This is a genomic window from Gluconacetobacter liquefaciens, from assembly GCF_003350405.1.
Lineage (GTDB): Bacteria > Pseudomonadota > Alphaproteobacteria > Acetobacterales > Acetobacteraceae > Gluconacetobacter > Gluconacetobacter liquefaciens.
On sequence record NZ_QQAW01000006.1, the window covers coordinates 227,466 to 245,551 of the forward strand.

An 18,086-nucleotide genomic window follows, 5' to 3' on the forward strand; every position below is an offset into this window, starting at 1 on the left:
CCTGACCGCAACCAGACCTGATGGATCAGGCGGAAAGGCGCTTGCGGCCCTTGGAACGGCGATTGGCGATGACCCGACGGCCACCGACGGTTTCCATACGGGCGCGGAAGCCGTGACGGCGCTTGCGGACCAGCTTGGACGGTTGATACGTGCGCTTCACGACGCGACTCCCCGATTGACAAGAATAAACGCGACGCGGCTATATCCACGACGCGCCGGAGCAGCCCGAGGGCCGCCTGACCTGAGGCGCGCCTTATACGTCCCGTTTCCCCGCGCGTCAACGTGCAAGAAAAGAGCCTCCATGCAAGGCCCAGACCCGCTTCCGGACGACGATCATTCCGCCCCGCCTCCCTCGGACACCCAGGCCGAGTCGGTGGCCGCCCCGGCATCACGCGCCAAGGTGCTGCACGATATACGCGGCCAGTTGTCGCCGGCCATGCTCGCCGCCGACCGGCTGAGCCTGCACGCCGACCCCAAGGTACGCGAACTGGCCGAGCAGATCGTCCGGTCCATAGAACAGGCCGCCCTACGCCTGAAAGACCTCCCTCGCTTCTGACTACAAAGGTCGGCAGCCCTGGCGAGCTAGCGATTCCATCCAACGTGCGCGCAACGCACCGGGACGGGGTGCCCTCGCCGCTTTAGCCGCATGGTTCGCCCCGGAAACGCGGGCTGGTGAACGAGACCGTCGCGCGGCTACACGCCCGGCGCGTGTTTCCGAACACCGAAGCGCAGCGGCCTTGATGGCCGTGAGCATCAGGGCGCCGGAGACACGCGCCGGATCGCCACCAGCGCGCGTCTCCGGCCACAGAATCAGGTTCAGAACATCGAGAAGTAGAGCACGGCCATGTCGATCAGAAACGCGCTGAGCAGACCGCAACAGATCAGCCCGACCACCATCCGGTCACGCGCATCGATCCATGCCGGATCGTCATGATGCAGGGCGATCGCATGCCACGTGCCGTTCGCGAAAGACCGTTTCGGTCCCGCCATACCGATATGGAACATCTATGCCTCCCCCGGACCGTCCCTTCTTCTTTGCCGCGCGCGGCGGCGGGTTCGTCCAGATGCATCATGACCATGTACCCTGTCGGGCCGGCTTCCAAAGGCGATTCGGGGTCAGTCGCAATCTCTTGAAACACAATGCCCGCTCCCCGGCGCCAGGCGCACGGCAGCCGAGCCTGGCCCGGCGCCGCACGCATGACACGCCGGCGGAACGGCACCCCACATCAGGTCAGGCCGCGCCTTCCTCGGCATAGACCGAGATATCGGGGCAGGAACAGACCAGGTTGCGGTCCCCGTAGGCGTTATCCAGCCGGTTGACCGGCGACCAGTATTTCGACTCCGGCACCACATCGCCCGGCAGGCAGCCCAGCCGCCGGTCATAGGCGCGGTCCCAGTCCGGATCGGTCAGGTCGCGCACCGTATGCGGCGCATGACGCAGCGGGCTCTGTTCGGCCGTCATCCGCCCCTGCTCGATCTCGCGGATCTCGTCGCGGATCGCGATCATCGCATCGCAGAACCGGTCCAGTTCCACCCGCCCCTCGGACTCGGTGGGTTCGATCATGAAGGTACCCGCCACGGGGAAGCTGACCGTCGGCGCGTGGAACCCGTGGTCGATCAGCCGCTTGGCGATATCGTCCACCGTCACCCCGACCGTATCGCGGATCGGGCGCAGGTCGACGATGCATTCATGCGCCACCCGGCCGTTGGTCCCGCGATACAGCACCGGATAATGGCCGGCCAGACGGGTCGCGATATAGTTGGAATTCAGAATCGCGACCTCGGTGGCACGGCGCAGCCCCGCATCGCCCATCAGCATCATGTAGGTCCAGGAAATCGGCAGCACCGCCGCCGAGCCGAACGGCGCGGCCGAAACCGCGTTCGCCCCGCCGTCCTGCGGCGCACCGGGCAGGAACGGCGCCAGATGCGCGCCCACCCCGATCGGCCCCATGCCCGGCCCGCCGCCGCCATGCGGAATGCAGAAGGTCTTGTGCAGGTTGAAATGGCTGACATCGGCGCCATAGGCACCGGGGCGCGACAGCCCGACCTGCGCATTCATGTTCGCGCCGTCCAGATAGACCTGCCCGCCGGCCGCGTGCACCAGGTCGCAAATCTCGACCACCGATTCCTCGAACACGCCATGCGTCGACGGATAGGTGATCATGATCGCCGCCAGACGGTCGGCATTCTGCGCGATCTTCGCCTTCAGGTCGGCGATGTCCACATTGCCCTGGTCGTCGCAGGCCACGACCACTACCCGCATCCCCACCATCTGGGCCGAAGCCGGGTTGGTGCCGTGGGCCGAAGCCGGGATCAGGCAGATATCGCGCCCTTCATCCCCCCGCGAACGGTGATAGGCGCGAATGGCCAGCAGCCCGGCATATTCCCCCTGCGCCCCGGAATTGGGCTGGAGCGATACCGCGTCATAGCCGCTGATATCCTTGAGCATCCGCTCCAGGTCGCGGAACAGCTCGGCATAACCCTGCTGCTGCGCCTCGGGCGCAAAAGGATGGATATCGCAGAATCCCGGCCAGGTGATCGGCATCATCTCGACCGTCGCGTTCAGCTTCATGGTGCACGACCCCAGCGGGATCATCGTGCGATCCAGCGCCAGGTCACGGTCGGACAGACGGCGCAGATAGCGCAGCATGTCGGTCTCGGACCGATGGGCATGGAACACCGGATGGGTCATGAACCCACCCTGCCGCAACAGCCCCTGCGGCAGCAGGCTGTCCGGTGCCGACAGCGTCTGCTCCATCGCCGCTAGGCGCTGCGCGTCGGGGCAGAAGCAGCGCCACACGGCGCGGACGATCTCCGGCGTCGTCGTCTCGTCCAGGCTGATCCCGACCCGGTCCTCGTCGATCGCACGCAGGTTCATGCCCGCATCCTCGGCACGGGCGCGAACCAGCACGGCCGTGCCGCCGGTCGCCACCGTAATCGTGTCGAAGAACGCATCCGTCTCGACGCGCACCGAGAGCGCACGCAGCCCCGCCGCCAGAATCGCCGTCAGACGATGCACCCGCCGCGCGATCGCCGTCAGCCCGTCAGGCCCGTGATAGACCGCATACATCGCGGAAATCACCGCCGGCAGCACCTGCGCGGTGCAGATGTTCGAGGTCGCCTTCTCGCGGCGGATATGCTGCTCGCGCGTCTGCAACGCCAGCCGATAGGCCGGTTCGCCCCGGCTATCGACCGAAACACCCACCAGACGGCCCGGCATGTTGCGCTTGTAGGCATCACGCACGGCCATATACGCCGCATGCGGCCCACCGGCCCCCATCGGCATGCCGTAACGCTGCATCGAGCCCACGGCGATATCGGCGCCCAGCACGCCCGGCGATTCCAGCACCGTCAGCGCCAGCGGGTCGGCCGCCATCGCCACCACGGCCTGCGCCGCATGCAGTTTTTCGATCCAGGCGCGCGGATCGCGCACCAGCCCCGACGAACCGGGATACTGCAACAGCGCACCGAACACCGCACCGGGGTCCAGGTCGCGCTCGGGGTCGCCCACCACGATCCGCCAGCCCATCGGCTCGGCGCGCGTGCGCAGCACCGCCAGCGTCTGCGGATGGCAGTCGGCATCGACGAAGAACCCGTCGGCCTTCGATTTCGCCACCCGGCGCGCCAGGGCCATCGCCTCGGCCGCCGCCGTCGCCTCGTCCAGCAGCGAGGCATTGGCCACATCCAGCCCGGTCAGGTCGCGGACCATGGTCTGGAAGTTCAGCAGCGCTTCAAGACGCCCCTGGCTGATTTCCGGCTGATACGGCGTATAGGCCGTATACCAGGCCGGGTTTTCCAGCACGTTGCGCTGGATGACGCCCGGCAGCACCGTGTTGTAATATCCCTGCCCGATCAGGGACGTCATCACCCGGTTGCGGCCGGCAATCGTACGCAGGCGCGCCAGCGCCTCGGGCTCGGACAGGCCGGCCCCCAGCCCCATCTCGCCACGCAGGCGGATGGACGACGGCACCGTCTGTTCCATCAGTTCGTCGAGCGAGCCCGCGCCCACGACCTCCAGCATGGCGGCGACATCCCGCGCCCCCGGCCCGACATGGCGGGCACAGAAAGCATCGGCGGCGGGCTGCGTGCCCTGCCAGAGAGAAGTGGAGGTCACGATCAATATTCTCCGCGACAGAAACAGAAACGGTGTCGAGAAACTGTTTTAACGAACCATCCGCCGGCACACCGAAACGCGGGACCACCCGCATCGGCACGCCGGCAGAGCAGCCTTCAGCCGATCAGGGCAGCGTAGCCATCGGCATCCAGCAGCGCGGCAAGCTGCCCGGCATCGGCGATGCGCAGCTTCAGGATCCAGCCCTCGGCCTCCGGGTCGCGGTTGACCAGCGACGGATCGTCCGACAGCGCCGTGTTGAAGCCGACGACGGTGCCCGACACGGGGGCATAGATATCCGACGCGGCCTTGACCGATTCCACCACGGCGGCGCTGTCGCCCTGCGCGACCTCGGTGCCTTCGTCCTTCGCCTCGACGAAGACCAGCTCACCCAGTTCCTCGGCAGCATGGGCGGTAATGCCGACGACCGCGACATCACCCTCGACGCGCAGCCACTCATGTTCTTTCGTGTAATAGACAGTCATGTTCCGATCTCCATCCAACAGGTCAGCGTTTGAAATTCAGCGTTTGAAACCGGGCGCCACGAACGGCAGCGCCGCCACGGTAGCCGGCAGGTAGCGCCCGCGCAGTTCGGCGAACAGGGGCGTGCCCGTCGCGGCGAACGCCGTCTCCACGTAGCCCATGGCGGCCGGCCCGCCGAAAGTCGGGCCGAACGCGCCGGAGGTCACATGCCCGACCGGCTGCGTGCCCGCTTCGTCGGCGAACAGCCGCGCCCCGCCCCGTACCGGCGCACGGCCCTCGACCGCGATGCCCACGCGGCGCCGGCTCACACCGCCCTCGATCTGGCCCAGAATGATGTCGGCACCGGGGAATCCCCCTGCCCGCGCCCCGCTGGCACGGCGGCTTTTCTGGATCGACCATTCCAGCGCGCCCTCGACCGGCGTCGTCTCGCGGTCGATATCCGATCCATAGAGGCACAGCCCGGCTTCCAGCCGCAGGCTGTCGCGCGCACCGAGCCCTGCCGGCGCCACCTCGGGCTCGGCCAGCAGCGCCTCGGCCACCCGCACGGCACCATCGGCCGCCATGCCCAGTTCGAACCCGTCCTCGCCGGTATAGCCGGACCGCGATGCCACGCAGGGCACGCCCGCCACCTCGAACGCCGCCACATCCATGAAGCGCATGTCCGCCGACGCGGGCGCCAGACGCGCCAGCACGGCCCCGGCCTGCGGTCCCTGCAACGCGATCAGCGCCCGATCGGGCAGCGGCTCGACAATGCAATCCTCGCCCAGTGTGGCTGCGATATGCGCCAGATCCGCATCCTTGCAGGCCGCATTGACCACCAGGATCAGCGTATCACCCAGCCGCGAGACCATCAGGTCGTCAAGGATTCCGCCCTTGCCGTCGGTCAACTGCGTATAACGCTGGCGTCCCGTCTTCAGCGACAGGATATCGGCCGGCACCAGCCGCTCCAGCGCCAGCGCCGCGTCCTCGACCCGCCCCGAGCGCGCATGCAGATGCGCCTGCCCCATGTGCGACACGTCGAACAGCCCGGCGGCCGTGCGCGTGTGCTGGTGCTCGGCCATCACGCCGGCGCGGTACTGCACCGGCATCTCATAGCCCGCGAACGGCACCATGCGTCCACCCAGCGACAGATGCAGGTCATAAAGCGGCGTGCGCAGCAGCGAATCGCTCATGCCGCCCTCCGGGCGCCGACAGCGCCAAGCACGAGGGACGGATCGCACCGATCCGAATATGAGAAAACAAGGAAAGACGGCCAACGTGACATGAACAGAGCCTCCTGAACCCACAACCGGATCCGAATGCCCCTTCTGTCGGTTTGCCTGAGATCGCTATCCCGTCGGCGGACGCGCGAGGCGCCTCTCTCCAGAAGTCGAAGCCGGGCGGTCCTTTGGCCTGAGAGTTTCCGGGGCGGTTGCTCCTTCGGCGCCGGCTCTCGCCAGTCTCTCCCGCGTCAGCATCCGGATGCTTCGCATATGTTGCGCAATCAAGTCAATCGTCCACACACCGCTACCGAGGGGTGGATCGAAAGCCCCCGCCGCCCTACCCTTGCCCCCTGGACACAATACGACAAGGAGGCGCACGACCATGGACGCCAGACCACTGACCATCCTCGCGGAATTCACGACAACCGACGAAAACCGCACGAAATTTCTGGAACTCTGCGCCTATGACGCCGAACGCTCGGTCACGGACGAGCCCGGCTGCCACGCCTTCGACGTCCTGCTGCCCGAGGACGCACCGCATACCGTCATCCTGCACGAGGTCTATACCGACCGCGCGGCCTTCGACAGCCACATGAAGACACCGCATTTCAAAATCTTCGACGACGCCGTGCGCGACCTGGGCATCCAGACGGTCGCGGTGCGCCTGCTGGCGACACACCGCGCCTGACCGCTACCAGCCAGCCCTGTCCGGCCGTAACGAACCCGGCGGGATCGTCTGGTCGGCCGCGACATGGCGTAAGGCGCCGGGGCGGATTTTACCGCTCCGGCTTTTTTTGCGCCGGTCTTTTGGGGCCTGCACCCAATTCCCGGGCCAGTTGCGCGAAGAGCGGGGCGCGCGGGTCGGTGGCGCGCCACCACAGCCCGATGGTCCGGCCGATTTCGGGCGATGCGAACGGGATGGCGCGGGAAAAGCCGCGCGCCTCGGTGTCCGTATCCACCGCCAGCGCCGGCATGACGGCGATTCCCTCGCCGGCATCGACCATGTAGCGCAGCATTTCCACGCTGGTCGCGATCGGGCCGTCCAGATCGGGATGGAGCGGGACGGACGGATCGCACAGCGAGACGGTCTGGTCGCGCAGGCAATGGCCGGGATCGAGAAGCATCAGGTCCGCACTGTCGAGATCGGCGGACGACAGCACGGATTTCGTGGCCAGCGGGTGGGTCCGGGGGACCAGGACGCGAAACGGCTCGAAGAAAAGGACGGCGGTGGCGATGCCGGCATCCGGCGCGGGCATCGCCGCGATAACGATATCCAGCGTGTAATCGAGCAGGTGCCGCGTCAGGTCCGCCGTCCGGTCCTCGGTGAGGCGCAGCGCGATGTCCGGATGAGCGGCGCGAATGTGCCGCAGCAGCGTGGGCATGTAATACGGCGCCAATGTCGGAATGATGCCCAGCGCCAGGGGGCCGGCCAGAGTGTGCCCGGTGCCGTGCGCCTGTTCCATCAGCACATGCGCATCGCGGACGATGCGTTCGACCAGGGGGATCAGGGCGGCGCCCCGCCGGGTCGGACGGGCGCCCCGGCGCCCGCGCTCGAAGAGCGTGCAGCCCAGCAGGGCCTCGACCTTGCGGATCTGCTCGCTGAGGCCGGGCTGGCTGACGCCGCAGACATGCGCAGCCCGCCCGAAATGGCCAGTGCGGCTGACCGCGAGGACATAATCGAGATCGCGCAACGTCAGGCCGGCAAGGGAGCGCGAAGGAGGCAGGGACATACGATAGGAATAGCCTATCAATTTTATAATGAGAATCGATTTTATCTATAAATCATGGAGCGGTAGGCATGGATCGTATTCTTTCCGAAGAGGAAAACGCCATGTCCGACCAGAGTATCCGCCCCGTCCTGACGACCAGCGCCGGCGCACCCGTCCCCGACAACCAGAACAGCAAGAGCGCCGGCCGGCACGGTCCGCTGCTGCTGGAAAACTATCAATTGCTGGAAAAGCTGGCCCACCAGAACCGCGAACGCATTCCCGAGCGGGTGGTGCATGCCAAAGGGTCCGGCGCGTATGGCAGCTTTACCGTCACCGGGGACGTCACACGCTATACGAATGCCGCGATCTTCGGCGAGATCGGCAGGACGACCGAGGTACTGGCCCGCTTTTCCACCGTTGCCGGCGAGCGGGGGGCCGCGGATGCCAAGCGGGACGTGCGTGGTTTCGCGCTGAAATTCTACACCAGCGAAGGCAACTGGGACCTGGTGGGGAACAACACGCCGGTCTTCTTCATTCGCGACCCGATGAAATTTCCCGATTTCATCCATACGCAGAAGCGTCATCCGCGTACCAACATGCGCTCTGCGACCGCGATGTGGGATTTCTGGTCCCTGAGCCCGGAAAGCCTGCATCAGGTCGCGATCCTGTTCTCGGACCGCGGATTACCGCGCGGGTATCGCTTCATGAACGGCTACGGCAGCCATACCTATTCGTTCTGGAACGATGCGGGCGAACGGTTCTGGGTGAAGTTCCATTTCACGACCCGGCAGGGGCATCGCCACTGGACCAATGACGAGGCCGCCGGCATTGTCGGCCAGGATCGGGAAAGCGCGCAGCGCGACCTGTATGACGCCATCGAGGGTGGTGATTTCCCGCGCTGGACGCTGTCGGTCCAGATCATGGCGGAGGCCGATGCCGCGCGGCAATCCTTCGATCCGTTCGACCTGACCAAGGTCTGGCCGCACGCAGATTTCCCACTGGTCGAGGTGGGCGTCCTGGAGCTGAACCGAAGCCCGGCGCATTATTTCGCGGAAATCGAGCAGGCCTCGTTCTCGCCGTCCAATATCGTGCGCGGAATCGGCTATTCGCCCGACAAGGTCTTGCAGGCACGCCTGTTCGCCTATGCCGACGCCCATCGCTATCGCGTCGGCACGCATTACGAAAGCCTGCCGGTCAACCAGCCGAAATGCCCGGTTCGTACCTATCATGCCGACGGGGCGATGCGTTTCGACGCGCCGCGCGGAACAGATGCGTATTACGAGCCAAACTCGTTCGGCGGACCGGTGGAAGACGCGCGGGCGAAGGAACCGCCACTGATGCTGGACGGAGCAGCGGGATATTACGACCATCGCACGGGCAATGACGATTACAGCCAGCCCGCCGCCCTGTTCCGCCTGTTCGACGATGCGCAGAAACAGCGTTTCTTCGCGAATATCGCCGCCGCGATGCAAGGTGTTCCGACCGATATCGTCGAACGCCAGTTGGGGCATTTCGCCAAGGCCGACCCGGCCTGGGCGGAGGGTGTGCGCCTAGCGTTGGAGCACACCGCCGGCTGATCTCCGAAGTCATTCCTGAATTTCGGAGTCAAGACACCATATTAGCCAGCGGTGGGGAGAGCCCGGGTCATGCTCTCCCTCCAGGCACCCGATACTACTTCGACGCCGGCAGATGCCTGGCGATATAGGGCGGCAGGTTGAAGGCGCCGGTATGGATCTCCGGCGTCCAGTAACCGGTCGTCCCCAGGATACCCGCCTGCTCGGCCCGCGCACGGATCGTCTCGACCGAATGCAGGGCCGGGTTGGTTCCCTTCGCCGCCACGCCCAGCGTCATGAAACCGCCGACATAGGTCGGCACCGCCGCCACATAGGCCGAGACATGCGGAAAGAACTGCGCCCGACGCAGGCTGGTCTCACGCAGTTCGTCCGCCTGCATGAACGGCACGCCGCACTGGTTCACGATAATGCCGTTGGGCGTCAGGATACGGGCGCAATGCTCGTAGAACGCATCGGTGAACAGCACCTCTCCCACCCCGATCGGATCGGTGCTGTCGACGATGATGACATCGACCGAGCCACTTTCCGCCTTGGCAACGTAGTCAATGCCGTCGCCCACGATCACGTCGGCACGCGGGTCGTTCCAGGCATCGCCGGCAATGCCCGGCAGGAACTGCTTGGAGAGTTCGATCACCGCACCGTCGATCTCGACCATCACGGCGCGCTCGACACCACGATGCTGCAACACGCGGCGCAGCACGCCACCATCGCCGGCACCGATAATCAGCACGCTCTTCGCATCACCATGGGCCAGCACCGGCACATGCGTCAGCATTTCCTGATAGACGAACTCGTCACCTTCGGTGATCTGGATCACCCCATCGAGCACGAGCACGCGACCATGCGTCTCGCTTTCGAAAACCACGATGTCCTGGAAGGGGCTTTTGGTACGGGCCAGTTCCTTGCGAACACGGAAACGCTGCTGCCAGCCGTCATAGAGTGTTTCGCCGATCCATGCGTCGGTCATTGCCTGTGTCTCCCCGGCACGAAAATGGACACATAAAAAAAGGCCGGACGAATCCGGCCCTTAAACTCCTGTGCGGCCTGACGCCGCACCGGACGGACGGGCACCGGCCAGGCCGGCACCCTCGCCATCAGGCGACCCGGCCGCGACGCTGCTCGTCCACGACCACCCGGCCCGCCTGGAACAGGCGCTGCATCACCGGGATCGCCAGGTGCGGATCGCACGCGCCGCACATGAAGATGTCGACGGCAGCGAAATTCCGCTCCGGCCACGTGTGGATCGAAATGTGGCTCTCGGCCAGCACCACCACACCCGACACGCCACCATTGGGCGTGAAGTGATGGAAATGGCTGTGCAGGATCGTCGCCCCCGCCGTCACCGCCGCTTCGCACAGCGTGCGGTCGATCTGTTCCGGATCATCGAGATTCCGGGCTTCCCAGAGGTCGACGAGAAGATGCGTCCCCGCAAACTTCATCCCGTCCCGCTCGACGAAATAATCCTTCCGATCCTCGTCAGACGAAGACGGAGCTGAAGACATCTGGATATTGCTCGGGAGTTCCGAGACCATCCCCAGCTGAGCAAGTGCGTTCATCACGTACCCCCAAACCAGTAGACAGCCTGTTGGGCGGGATCGCCCCCTTGGGCCAAGGGGGCCGCTGATAAGGCCTTCCCCCTGTCAACGCAAGAACTTTTGCCCCCCAGCCCCGTTTTTTTTCGCCCCTTTCACACAACCTTCTTTCTCGGGGCGAAATTCAGGCTTTCGCGCGCCGCTTCCGCCCTTTGGACGGCGCCGGCAGAAGCGGTGCCAGAAAGCGCCCTGTATGGCTTTCCGCACAGGCCGCAATGTCCTCGGGCGTCCCCTCGGCCACGATCCGGCCGCCGCCGTCGCCACCTTCCGGCCCCATGTCCAGCACCCAGTCCGCCGTCTTGATCACGTCCAGATTATGCTCGATCACCAGCACCGTATTGCCCTGGTCCACCAGGGCGTGCAGCACGTCCAGCAGCTTGCGCACATCCTCGGAATGCAGGCCCGTCGTCGGCTCGTCCAGGATATACAGGGTGCGCCCCGTGGCCCGCCGCGCCAGTTCCTTGGACAGTTTCACCCGCTGCGCCTCCCCGCCCGAAAGCGTGGTCGCCTGCTGGCCCAGCGCGACATAGCCCAGCCCGACCTGCTGCAGGATGGCCAGCCGGTCGCGGATACGCGGCACGGCGGAGAAATACGGCAGGGCCTCATCCACCGTCATCGCCAGCACGTCGGCAATCGACTTGCCACGGAACTTCACATCCAGCGTTTCGCGATTGTAGCGCGCGCCCTTGCAGGTATCGCAGGTCACGAACACATCGGGAAGGAAGTGCATCTCGATCTTCAGCACACCGTCGCCCTGGCAGGCCTCGCACCGCCCGCCCTTGACGTTGAACGAGAACCGGCCGGGCTTGTAGCCCCGCGCCTTGCTCTCCGGCAGTTCGGCGAACCAGTCGCGGATCGGCGTGAACAGGTCGGTATAGGTCGCGGGGTTCGAACGCGGCGTACGCCCGATCGGCGACTGGTCGATGTCGATGATCTTGTCCAGCAGGTCCATGCCGACGATCCGGCGATAGGGCGCCGGATTCTGCCCCGACCCCATCAGGTGCCGCGACAGCGCCTTGTACAGCGTATCGATCACCAGCGTGGATTTGCCGCCACCGGATACCCCGGTCACGCAGGTAAAGGTGCCCAGCGGAAAGCGCGCGGTCACGTCATGCAGGTTGTTGCCGCTGGCCCCTTCCAGCACCAGCACCCGCTTGGGGTCCACCGGCCGGCGCTTCTCCGGCACCGCGATCTGCTTCCGCCCGGACAGGTAATCGCCCGTCAGGCTGGCCGGGTTGGCCGCCACCTGCTCGGGCGTGCCGATCGCCACCACATGGCCGCCATTGACACCCGCCCCCGGCCCCATGTCGATCAGCCAGTCGGCCGAGCGGATCGCATCCTCGTCATGCTCCACGACGATCAGCGTATTCCCCAGCCGCTTCAGCCGCTGCAACGTCCCCAGCAACCGCTCGTTGTCGCGCTGATGCAGCCCGATCGACGGCTCGTCCAGCACGTACAGCACGCCCGTCAGGCCCGACCCGATCTGGCTGGCCAGCCGGATGCGCTGGCTTTCCCCGCCCGACAGCGTGGCCGACCCGCGCGAGAGCGTCAGGTAATCCAGCCCCACATCGTCCAGAAACCGCAGCCGGTCCAGGATCTCGCGCAGGATGCGCCGCGCGATCTCGGCCCGCTGCGGCGTCAGCGTCGCCTCCACGGTGCCGAACCATTCCAGCGCCCGGCGGATCGGCAGGTCGGACGCCTGGGCGATGGTGCAGTTCGCCACCCGCACCGACAGCGCCTCCGGCCGCAGCCGCGCGCCATGGCACACATGGCACGGCTTGTCGGACTGGTAGCGCGACAGTTCCTCGCGCACCCACACGCTGTCGGTCTCGGCCATCCGTCGGCGCAGATTGGCCACCACGCCTTCGAACCGCTTGGTCAGGCTGTAGCTCTTGCGGCCGTCGCGGTACTGGAAGGTCACCTCGTCCTCGCCACCCTCCATGATCACGTCGCGCACGCCCGCCGGCAGGTCGCGCCACGGCGTGTCCATCTTCACCCCGTAATGGGCGGCCAGGCTTTCCAGCGTCTGCTGGTAATAGGGGCTCTGCGTGTTCCGCCACGGCGCAATGGCCCCGGCCGCCAGCGACAGCGATTCGTCCGGCACGATCAGGTGGGGGTCGAAGAAGGTCTCGGTCCCGATCCCGTCACAGGCCGGGCAGGCCCCCTGCGGCGCATTGAACGAGAACAGCCGGGGCTCGATCTCCTCCAGCGTAAAACCGCTGACCGGGCACGCGAACCGCGAGGAAAACACGACATGCGGCGGCACCTCCGCCCCGTCGCGCACCACCTCCTCGGCATAGACCAGCCCGTCGGACAGCCCCAGCGCGGTCTCGAAACTGTCCGCCAGGCGGGACTCCACCCCCGGCCGCACCACCACCCGGTCCACCACCGCCTCGACCGTATGGCGCAGCTTGCGGTTCAGGTCAGGCACGTCGGCGATCTCGTACAGCTCGCCATCCACCTTCACGCGGGCAAAGCCCTTGCGCTGCAATTCCGCCAGTTCCTTGCGGCACTCGCCCTTGCGGTCGCGCACCACGGGCGCCAGCAGCATCAGCCGGGTCCCCTCGGGCATCGCCATCACCCGGTCGACCATCTGGCTGACCGTCTGCGCCTCGATCGGCAGCCCGGTGGCCGGCGAATACGGCACCCCCGCCCGCGCCCACAGCAGGCGCATGTAATCATGGATTTCGGTAATCGTGCCGACGGTCGAGCGCGGATTCTTCGAGGTCGTCTTCTGCTCGATGGAAATCGCGGGCGACAGGCCCTCGATCGCGTCCACATCGGGCTTGCCCATCAGCTCCAGAAACTGCCGCGCATAGGCCGACAGGCTCTCGACATAGCGCCGCTGCCCCTCGGCATAGATGGTATCGAACGCCAGCGACGACTTGCCGGAGCCCGACAGGCCCGTCACCACCGTCAGCGCATCGCGCGGAATCTCGACATCGACATTCTTCAGGTTGTGCGCCCGCGCGCCGCGCACCCGGATGGTCTGCGTCCCGTGCATCGGGGTCGATTCTGTCGGCGCGGCCGCAACCGGGCCGGATCGCTTCGCCATGATGTCCGCATCTCCGTTCTGCTCCGGCATGACGGAGCGCATCGTTCACACTCTGTTCTGCCGGATTCCACCGCCGCCGCCAAGATCCACCCCTCGGAAAAGACCGCCGCGCGGCGCCCCACCGGCTCGGGCGGCCCACATGCAGGTATCATCCGGCAGCCATCTGGGTTAGGATCGCGCGTGAGTCCCGTCCCCCAACCGCACCGGTCCGGGTGGACGGTTTTTTTTGATGGGGCGGCGCCCTGGTGCGCGGCCCCGGACCGGACAGCGGCAGGGCAGTACTATGGCGGGTAGCGTCAACAAGGTCATCCTCGTAGGCAATCTGGGGAAGGACCCGGAAGTCAGGAACAGCCAGAACGGCGCCAAGATCGTCTCGCTGACGCTGGCCACCAGCGACACCTGGAACGACAAGGCATCGGGCGAACGGCGCGAGAAGACCGAGTGGCATCGCGTCGTCATCTTCAACGAGCGCATTGCCGACGTCGCCGAGCGTTTCCTGCGCAAGGGCCGCAAGGTCTACCTGGAAGGCTCGCTCCAGACCCGCAAATGGACCGACCAGTCCGGGCAGGAACGCTATACGACCGAAGTCGTCGTGGACCGTTTCCGCGGCGACTTGGTGCTGCTCGACAGCAACCGCGGCGGCGAGTCCGGCGATGATGCCGGCGGCGGCTACGGCGGTGGTGGCTATGGCGGCGGCGGCGGATACAGCGCGCCGACGGCTCCGCGCCAGATCGGCGGCGGACGCGGCAACGCGGGCGGCGGCAGCCATGGCGGCCCCGGCGCACCGGCGGGCGGTGGCGGCTGGGACGCCCCGCATGGCGGCGGCAGCGACCTGGACGACGAAATTCCGTTCTGAGGCGGGCCTCTTCCCGGCTCAGGGCTCCCTGTCGGGACCTGTGCCGGGGCGCGGTTTTTCCCCGGCCGGCACTCTATGCTAGGGTGGCTCCACCCACCTGCGCCGGACCAGTTCCCGCCATCCGGCGCGCCCGGCGCAAGAGAGATGGCACTGACATGACGGATATGCCTTGACCGAGATTCCCGACTCGCCGCAGCCGCCGGCTCCCTCCGACATCGTTCCGGTAACCGTCGAGGAGGAAATGCGTTCCTCCTACCTCGCCTATGCGATGTCGGTCATCGTCAGCCGCGCCCTGCCGGACGTGCGGGACGGGTTGAAACCGGTCCATCGGCGCATCCTCTATTCGATGCGCGAAAGCGGGTTCACGCACGACAAGCCCTATCGCAAATCGGCCCGCGCGGTCGGTGACGTGATGGGTAAATACCATCCGCACGGCGATTCCTCGATCTACGACGCCATGGTCCGCATGGCGCAATCCTGGTCGATGCGCGTGAAGCTGATCGACGGCCAGGGCAATTTCGGCTCGGTCGACGGCGATTCTCCGGCCGCGATGCGTTATACCGAAGCACGCCTGGCCAAGGCCGCGTCCTTCCTGCTGGACGATATCGACCGCGATACCGTCGATTTCCAGCCGAACTACGATGAAAGCGAGCAGGAACCCAAGATCCTGCCCGCCGCCTTCCCCAACCTGCTGATCAACGGCGCCTCGGGCATCGCGGTCGGCATGGCCACCAACATCCCGACCCACAACCCGGGTGAGATCATCGACGCCACTCTGGCGCTGATCGCCCAGCCCGACCTGACGCTCGAAGACCTGATGAAGATCGTGCCGGGCCCGGACTTCCCGACCGGCGGCATCATCCTGGGCCGCGCGGGCATCCGCAGCGCGTTCGAGACCGGGCGTGGCTCGGTCATCATCCGCGCCCGCGCCGAGATCGAGGACCTGAATCGCGACCGCCACGCGATCATCATCACCGAGATCCCGTATCAGGTGAACAAATCGACCTTGCAGGAACGCATCGCCGATCTGGTGCGCTCCAAGCAGATCGAAGGCATTTCCGACATCCGCGACGAAAGCGACCGGTCGGGCATGCGCATCGTCATCGAGGTCAAGCGCGACGCCACGCCGGAAGTGGTGCTGAACCATCTCTACCGCTTCACCCAGCTCCAGACCTCGTTCGGGGTCAACATGCTGGCGCTGGATAACGGCCAGCCCCGCCTGATGGGGCTGAAGGACGTTCTGGAAGCCTTCATCACCTTCCGCGAAGACGTGATCCTGCGCCGCGCCCGCTACGACCTGATGAAGGCGCGCGACCGTGCCCACCTGCTGGTCGGCCTGGTCATCGCGGTAGCGAATATCGACGCCGTGATCGCGCTGATCCGCGCCGCCCCCGACGCCGCCAGCGCCCGCGAAGCGCTGATGACCACGCCGTGGGACGCCGCCGATATCGAGCCCCTGCTGGCCCTGATCCTCGACGAAGGCAACGTGATCGTCGACGGCAAGGTCCACCTGACCGAAGCCCAGGCCCGTGGCATCCTGGAGTTGCGCCTGCAACGCCTGACCGGCCTGGAGCGGGAGAAGATCCAGCAGGAACTCTCCGAAGTCGCGGAAAAGATCAGCGAGCTTCTGGCCATCATCGCCAGCCGCCCCCGCCGCATGGAAGTGATGCAGGACGAGTTGGCGGCGATCCGTGCCGAACTCGCCACCCCGCGCATGACCGAAATCGCCGATTACGCTGGCGACCAGACGGACGAAAGCCTGATCGAACCGGGCCAGATGGTGGTGACGATCACGCGAGAGGGCTTCATCAAGCGCACGCCGCTGGACATCTTCCGCGCGCAAAATCGCGGCGGGCGCGGCCGCACGGCCGCAGGCCGCCGTGGCGACGACATCGTGGTGCGCTCGTTCAACGCCCACACCCATCAATGGGTGCTGTTCTTCTCTTCAGGCGGCAAGGCGTATCGCGAGAAGGTCTGGCGCCTGCCCGAGGCCAGCCCGACGGCCAAGGGCCGGGCGCTGATCAATCTGCTCCCCGACCTGGGCGGCGATTCGATCACGGCCGTCCTGCCCCTGCCGCAGGACGAGACGCTGTGGGAGAACCTGCATCTGGTCTTCGCCACCGCCTCGGGCACCGTGCGCCGCAACCGGTTGAGCGATTTCCGCAATATCCGCGCGTCGGGCCTGATCGCGATGAAGCTGGACGACGGCGACCGGCTGATCGGGGTCGCGACCTGCCGCGAGGGGCAGGACGTGTTCCTGGCCACGCGCAAGGCGCGCTGCATCCGCTTCCAGATTACGGACGACACGCTGCGCGTCTTCGCCGGGCGTGACAGTTCGGGCGTACGCGGCATCCGCCTCGGCGAAGGCGACGAGGTCAACAGCCTGTGCGTGCTGAACCATGTCGAGGCGACGGTCGAGGAACGCGCATCGTATCTGCGGCTGGCCAACGCCCGCCGCCGCGCGGAACTCGCGGCCAGCCAGGGGGGCGAGGACGCCGACGAGGCTGCGAACGACACCCCCGACGCATCGGACGAGGAAGCGGTACCGGCCGATTCGGTCATTGATCCGGAACGGGTCGCCGAACTGGAACTGGCCGAGGAAATCCTGCTGATCGTCAGCAATGCGGGCTTCGGTCGCCGGTCGTCGGCATATGATTACCGTGTGACTGGTCGTGGCGGCCAGGGCATCTCCAACATGACCTTCACCTCCGGCAAACGCGGGACCGAGGTCGTGGCCACCCTGCCGGTCATCGGTGGCACGGACGTCATGCTGGTTACCGATGCCGGCCGCCTGATCCGCGTGCCGATCGACCAGATCCGCGTCATGTCGCGGCAGGCCAGCGGCGTGACGCTGTTCAGGCTGGACGCCACCGAGCACGTCATCAGCGTCTTCCCCGTCATGGAAAATGATGATGAAGGCGACGACGCAGCGGACGAAGACGCCGCCCCCGAGGAGACCCCCGATGCCTGATAGCGCGCCGCGCACGGGCTTCTATCCCGGCACGTTCGACCCGGTGACCACCGGTCACCTGGATATCGTTGAACGTGCGGCGCGGCTGGTCGACCGGCTGATCATCGGCGTGGCGGAAAATTCCGGCAAGCAGCCATTGATGCCGCTGGATGAGCGCATCACCTGCGTCACGGAGGAAACCCGTCCCATCGCCGAACGGACGGGCAGCCAGATCTCGGTCATCGGGTTCAGCAACCTGCTGGTCGATGAGGCGCGCACCCACGGGGCCACCCTGATCGTGCGCGGGCTGCGGGTGGTCACCGATTTCGATTACGAGGTCCAGATGTTCGGCATGAACCATCACCTGGCCCCGGACATCGAAACGGTGTTCCTGATGGCCACCGAGCGCAGCCAATATATCTCTTCGCGGCTGGTGAAGGAGGTCGCCCGCCTGGGCGGCGACATCACCAGCTTCGTTCCCCCCTTCACCCGCCAGCGCATCCTGGCGCGGCTGGGGGGATAACGCCGGTCGCGTGGCCCCTTGCCGCGCGGCA

15 protein-coding genes and 1 riboswitch are annotated in these 18,086 nt (G+C 66.3%); of the genes, 6 read left to right on the forward strand and 9 right to left on the reverse strand.

The window, feature by feature from the left end; all coding sequences use genetic code 11:
* Positions 1 to 25: 25 nt before the first annotated feature.
* A complete protein-coding gene (rpmH, locus tag C7453_RS12270) occupies positions 26 to 160 on the reverse strand; it encodes a 50S ribosomal protein L34 (protein ID WP_114727814.1) in 135 nt (44 codons plus the stop codon).
* Between the two features lie 141 nt (positions 161 to 301).
* Between rpmH and C7453_RS12275 the strand changes: the two genes are divergently transcribed.
* Complete coding sequence (locus C7453_RS12275) at positions 302 to 556, forward strand: hypothetical protein (RefSeq protein WP_220791259.1); 255 nt, start codon at positions 302 to 304, stop codon at positions 554 to 556.
* A 260-nt stretch (positions 557 to 816) separates the two neighbouring features.
* Here the strand turns inward: C7453_RS12275 and C7453_RS12280 are convergent, their stop codons facing one another.
* The 4 genes from C7453_RS12280 to gcvT form a co-directional block, all read right to left on the reverse strand.
* The gene (locus tag C7453_RS12280) at positions 817 to 1,005 is read right to left on the reverse strand and encodes a hypothetical protein (RefSeq protein ID WP_114727815.1); all 189 of its coding nucleotides are present in this window, start codon (positions 1,003 to 1,005) and stop codon (positions 817 to 819) included.
* Positions 1,006 to 1,231: 226 nt separating this feature from the next.
* The gene (gene gcvP, locus C7453_RS12285) at positions 1,232 to 4,114 is read right to left on the reverse strand and encodes an aminomethyl-transferring glycine dehydrogenase (protein ID WP_114727882.1); all 2,883 of its coding nucleotides are present in this window, start codon (positions 4,112 to 4,114) and stop codon (positions 1,232 to 1,234) included.
* A 116-nt stretch (positions 4,115 to 4,230) separates the two neighbouring features.
* The gene (gene gcvH / locus C7453_RS12290; RefSeq protein ID WP_114727816.1) at positions 4,231 to 4,596 is read right to left on the reverse strand and encodes a glycine cleavage system protein GcvH; all 366 of its coding nucleotides are present in this window, start codon (positions 4,594 to 4,596) and stop codon (positions 4,231 to 4,233) included.
* A 36-nt stretch (positions 4,597 to 4,632) separates the two neighbouring features.
* Complete coding sequence (gene gcvT, locus C7453_RS12295) at positions 4,633 to 5,766, reverse strand: glycine cleavage system aminomethyltransferase GcvT (RefSeq protein WP_114727817.1); 1,134 nt, start codon at positions 5,764 to 5,766, stop codon at positions 4,633 to 4,635.
* A gap of 198 nt (positions 5,767 to 5,964) precedes the next feature.
* Positions 5,965 to 6,052, reverse strand: a riboswitch (glycine riboswitch).
* 126 nt (positions 6,053 to 6,178) lie between these two features.
* On the opposite strand from gcvT, the gene C7453_RS12300 reads away from it, so the two are divergent.
* A complete protein-coding gene (locus tag C7453_RS12300) occupies positions 6,179 to 6,484 on the forward strand; it encodes a putative quinol monooxygenase (protein WP_114727818.1) in 306 nt (101 codons plus the stop codon).
* An 88-nt stretch (positions 6,485 to 6,572) separates the two neighbouring features.
* Here C7453_RS12300 and C7453_RS12305 read toward each other — a convergent pair whose 3' ends face one another.
* Positions 6,573 to 7,526 (reverse strand): hydrogen peroxide-inducible genes activator, encoded by a 954-nt coding sequence (locus C7453_RS12305; protein WP_114727819.1) that lies wholly within the window; start codon positions 7,524 to 7,526, stop codon positions 6,573 to 6,575.
* A gap of 101 nt (positions 7,527 to 7,627) precedes the next feature.
* Here C7453_RS12305 and C7453_RS12310 point away from each other — a divergent pair, with 101 nt between their 5' ends.
* Complete coding sequence (locus tag C7453_RS12310; protein WP_114727883.1) at positions 7,628 to 9,082, forward strand: catalase; 1,455 nt, start codon at positions 7,628 to 7,630, stop codon at positions 9,080 to 9,082.
* A gap of 94 nt (positions 9,083 to 9,176) precedes the next feature.
* On the opposite strand, the gene speE is transcribed toward C7453_RS12310, so the two are convergent.
* The 3 genes from speE to uvrA form a co-directional block, all read right to left on the reverse strand.
* Positions 9,177 to 10,046 (reverse strand): polyamine aminopropyltransferase, encoded by an 870-nt coding sequence (gene speE / locus C7453_RS12315; RefSeq protein WP_114727820.1) that lies wholly within the window; start codon positions 10,044 to 10,046, stop codon positions 9,177 to 9,179.
* Between the two features lie 127 nt (positions 10,047 to 10,173).
* Entirely contained in the window at positions 10,174 to 10,635 is a 462-nt protein-coding gene (gene speD / locus C7453_RS12320) for an adenosylmethionine decarboxylase (RefSeq protein ID WP_114727821.1), read from the reverse strand.
* 160 nt (positions 10,636 to 10,795) lie between these two features.
* Positions 10,796 to 13,675 (reverse strand): excinuclease ABC subunit UvrA, encoded by a 2,880-nt coding sequence (gene uvrA / locus C7453_RS12325; RefSeq protein ID WP_114727884.1) that lies wholly within the window; start codon positions 13,673 to 13,675, stop codon positions 10,796 to 10,798.
* Between the two features lie 334 nt (positions 13,676 to 14,009).
* On the opposite strand from uvrA, the gene ssb reads away from it, so the two are divergent.
* The 3 genes from ssb to coaD all read left to right on the forward strand — a co-directional run bounded on the left by ssb (position 14,010) and on the right by coaD (position 18,055).
* On the forward strand, positions 14,010 to 14,582 hold the full coding sequence (ssb, locus tag C7453_RS12330; RefSeq protein ID WP_114727822.1) for a single-stranded DNA-binding protein: 573 nt from the start codon (positions 14,010 to 14,012) through the stop codon (positions 14,580 to 14,582).
* A 169-nt stretch (positions 14,583 to 14,751) separates the two neighbouring features.
* The gene (gyrA, locus tag C7453_RS12335) at positions 14,752 to 17,553 is read left to right on the forward strand and encodes a DNA gyrase subunit A (RefSeq protein WP_114727823.1); all 2,802 of its coding nucleotides are present in this window, start codon (positions 14,752 to 14,754) and stop codon (positions 17,551 to 17,553) included.
* Entirely contained in the window at positions 17,546 to 18,055 is a 510-nt protein-coding gene (coaD, locus tag C7453_RS12340; RefSeq protein WP_114727824.1) for a pantetheine-phosphate adenylyltransferase, read from the forward strand. The genes gyrA and coaD overlap by 8 nt, the downstream gene beginning before the upstream one ends.
* Positions 18,056 to 18,086: the final 31 nt, after the last annotated feature.

Bases quoted from the DNA above. Each gene is read 5' to 3' on its own strand.
- speE (WP_114727820.1), bottom strand. From the start codon at position 10,046: ATGACCGACGCATGGATCGGCGAAACACTCTATGACGGCTGGCAGCAG.
- coaD (WP_114727824.1), top strand. From the start codon at position 17,546: ATGCCTGATAGCGCGCCGCGCACGGGCTTCTATCCCGGCACGTTCGAC.
- C7453_RS12280 (WP_114727815.1), bottom strand. From the start codon at position 1,005: ATGTTCCATATCGGTATGGCGGGACCGAAACGGTCTTTCGCGAACGGC.
- C7453_RS12300 (WP_114727818.1), top strand. From the start codon at position 6,179: ATGGACGCCAGACCACTGACCATCCTCGCGGAATTCACGACAACCGAC.
- gcvH (WP_114727816.1), bottom strand. From the start codon at position 4,596: ATGACTGTCTATTACACGAAAGAACATGAGTGGCTGCGCGTCGAGGGT.
- ssb (WP_114727822.1), top strand. From the start codon at position 14,010: ATGGCGGGTAGCGTCAACAAGGTCATCCTCGTAGGCAATCTGGGGAAG.
- gcvT (WP_114727817.1), bottom strand. From the start codon at position 5,766: ATGAGCGATTCGCTGCTGCGCACGCCGCTTTATGACCTGCATCTGTCG.
- C7453_RS12305 (WP_114727819.1), bottom strand. From the start codon at position 7,526: ATGTCCCTGCCTCCTTCGCGCTCCCTTGCCGGCCTGACGTTGCGCGAT.
- speD (WP_114727821.1), bottom strand. From the start codon at position 10,635: ATGAACGCACTTGCTCAGCTGGGGATGGTCTCGGAACTCCCGAGCAAT.
- uvrA (WP_114727884.1), bottom strand. From the start codon at position 13,675: ATGCACGGGACGCAGACCATCCGGGTGCGCGGCGCGCGGGCGCACAAC.
- C7453_RS12310 (WP_114727883.1), top strand. From the start codon at position 7,628: ATGTCCGACCAGAGTATCCGCCCCGTCCTGACGACCAGCGCCGGCGCA.
- C7453_RS12275 (WP_220791259.1), top strand. From the start codon at position 302: ATGCAAGGCCCAGACCCGCTTCCGGACGACGATCATTCCGCCCCGCCT.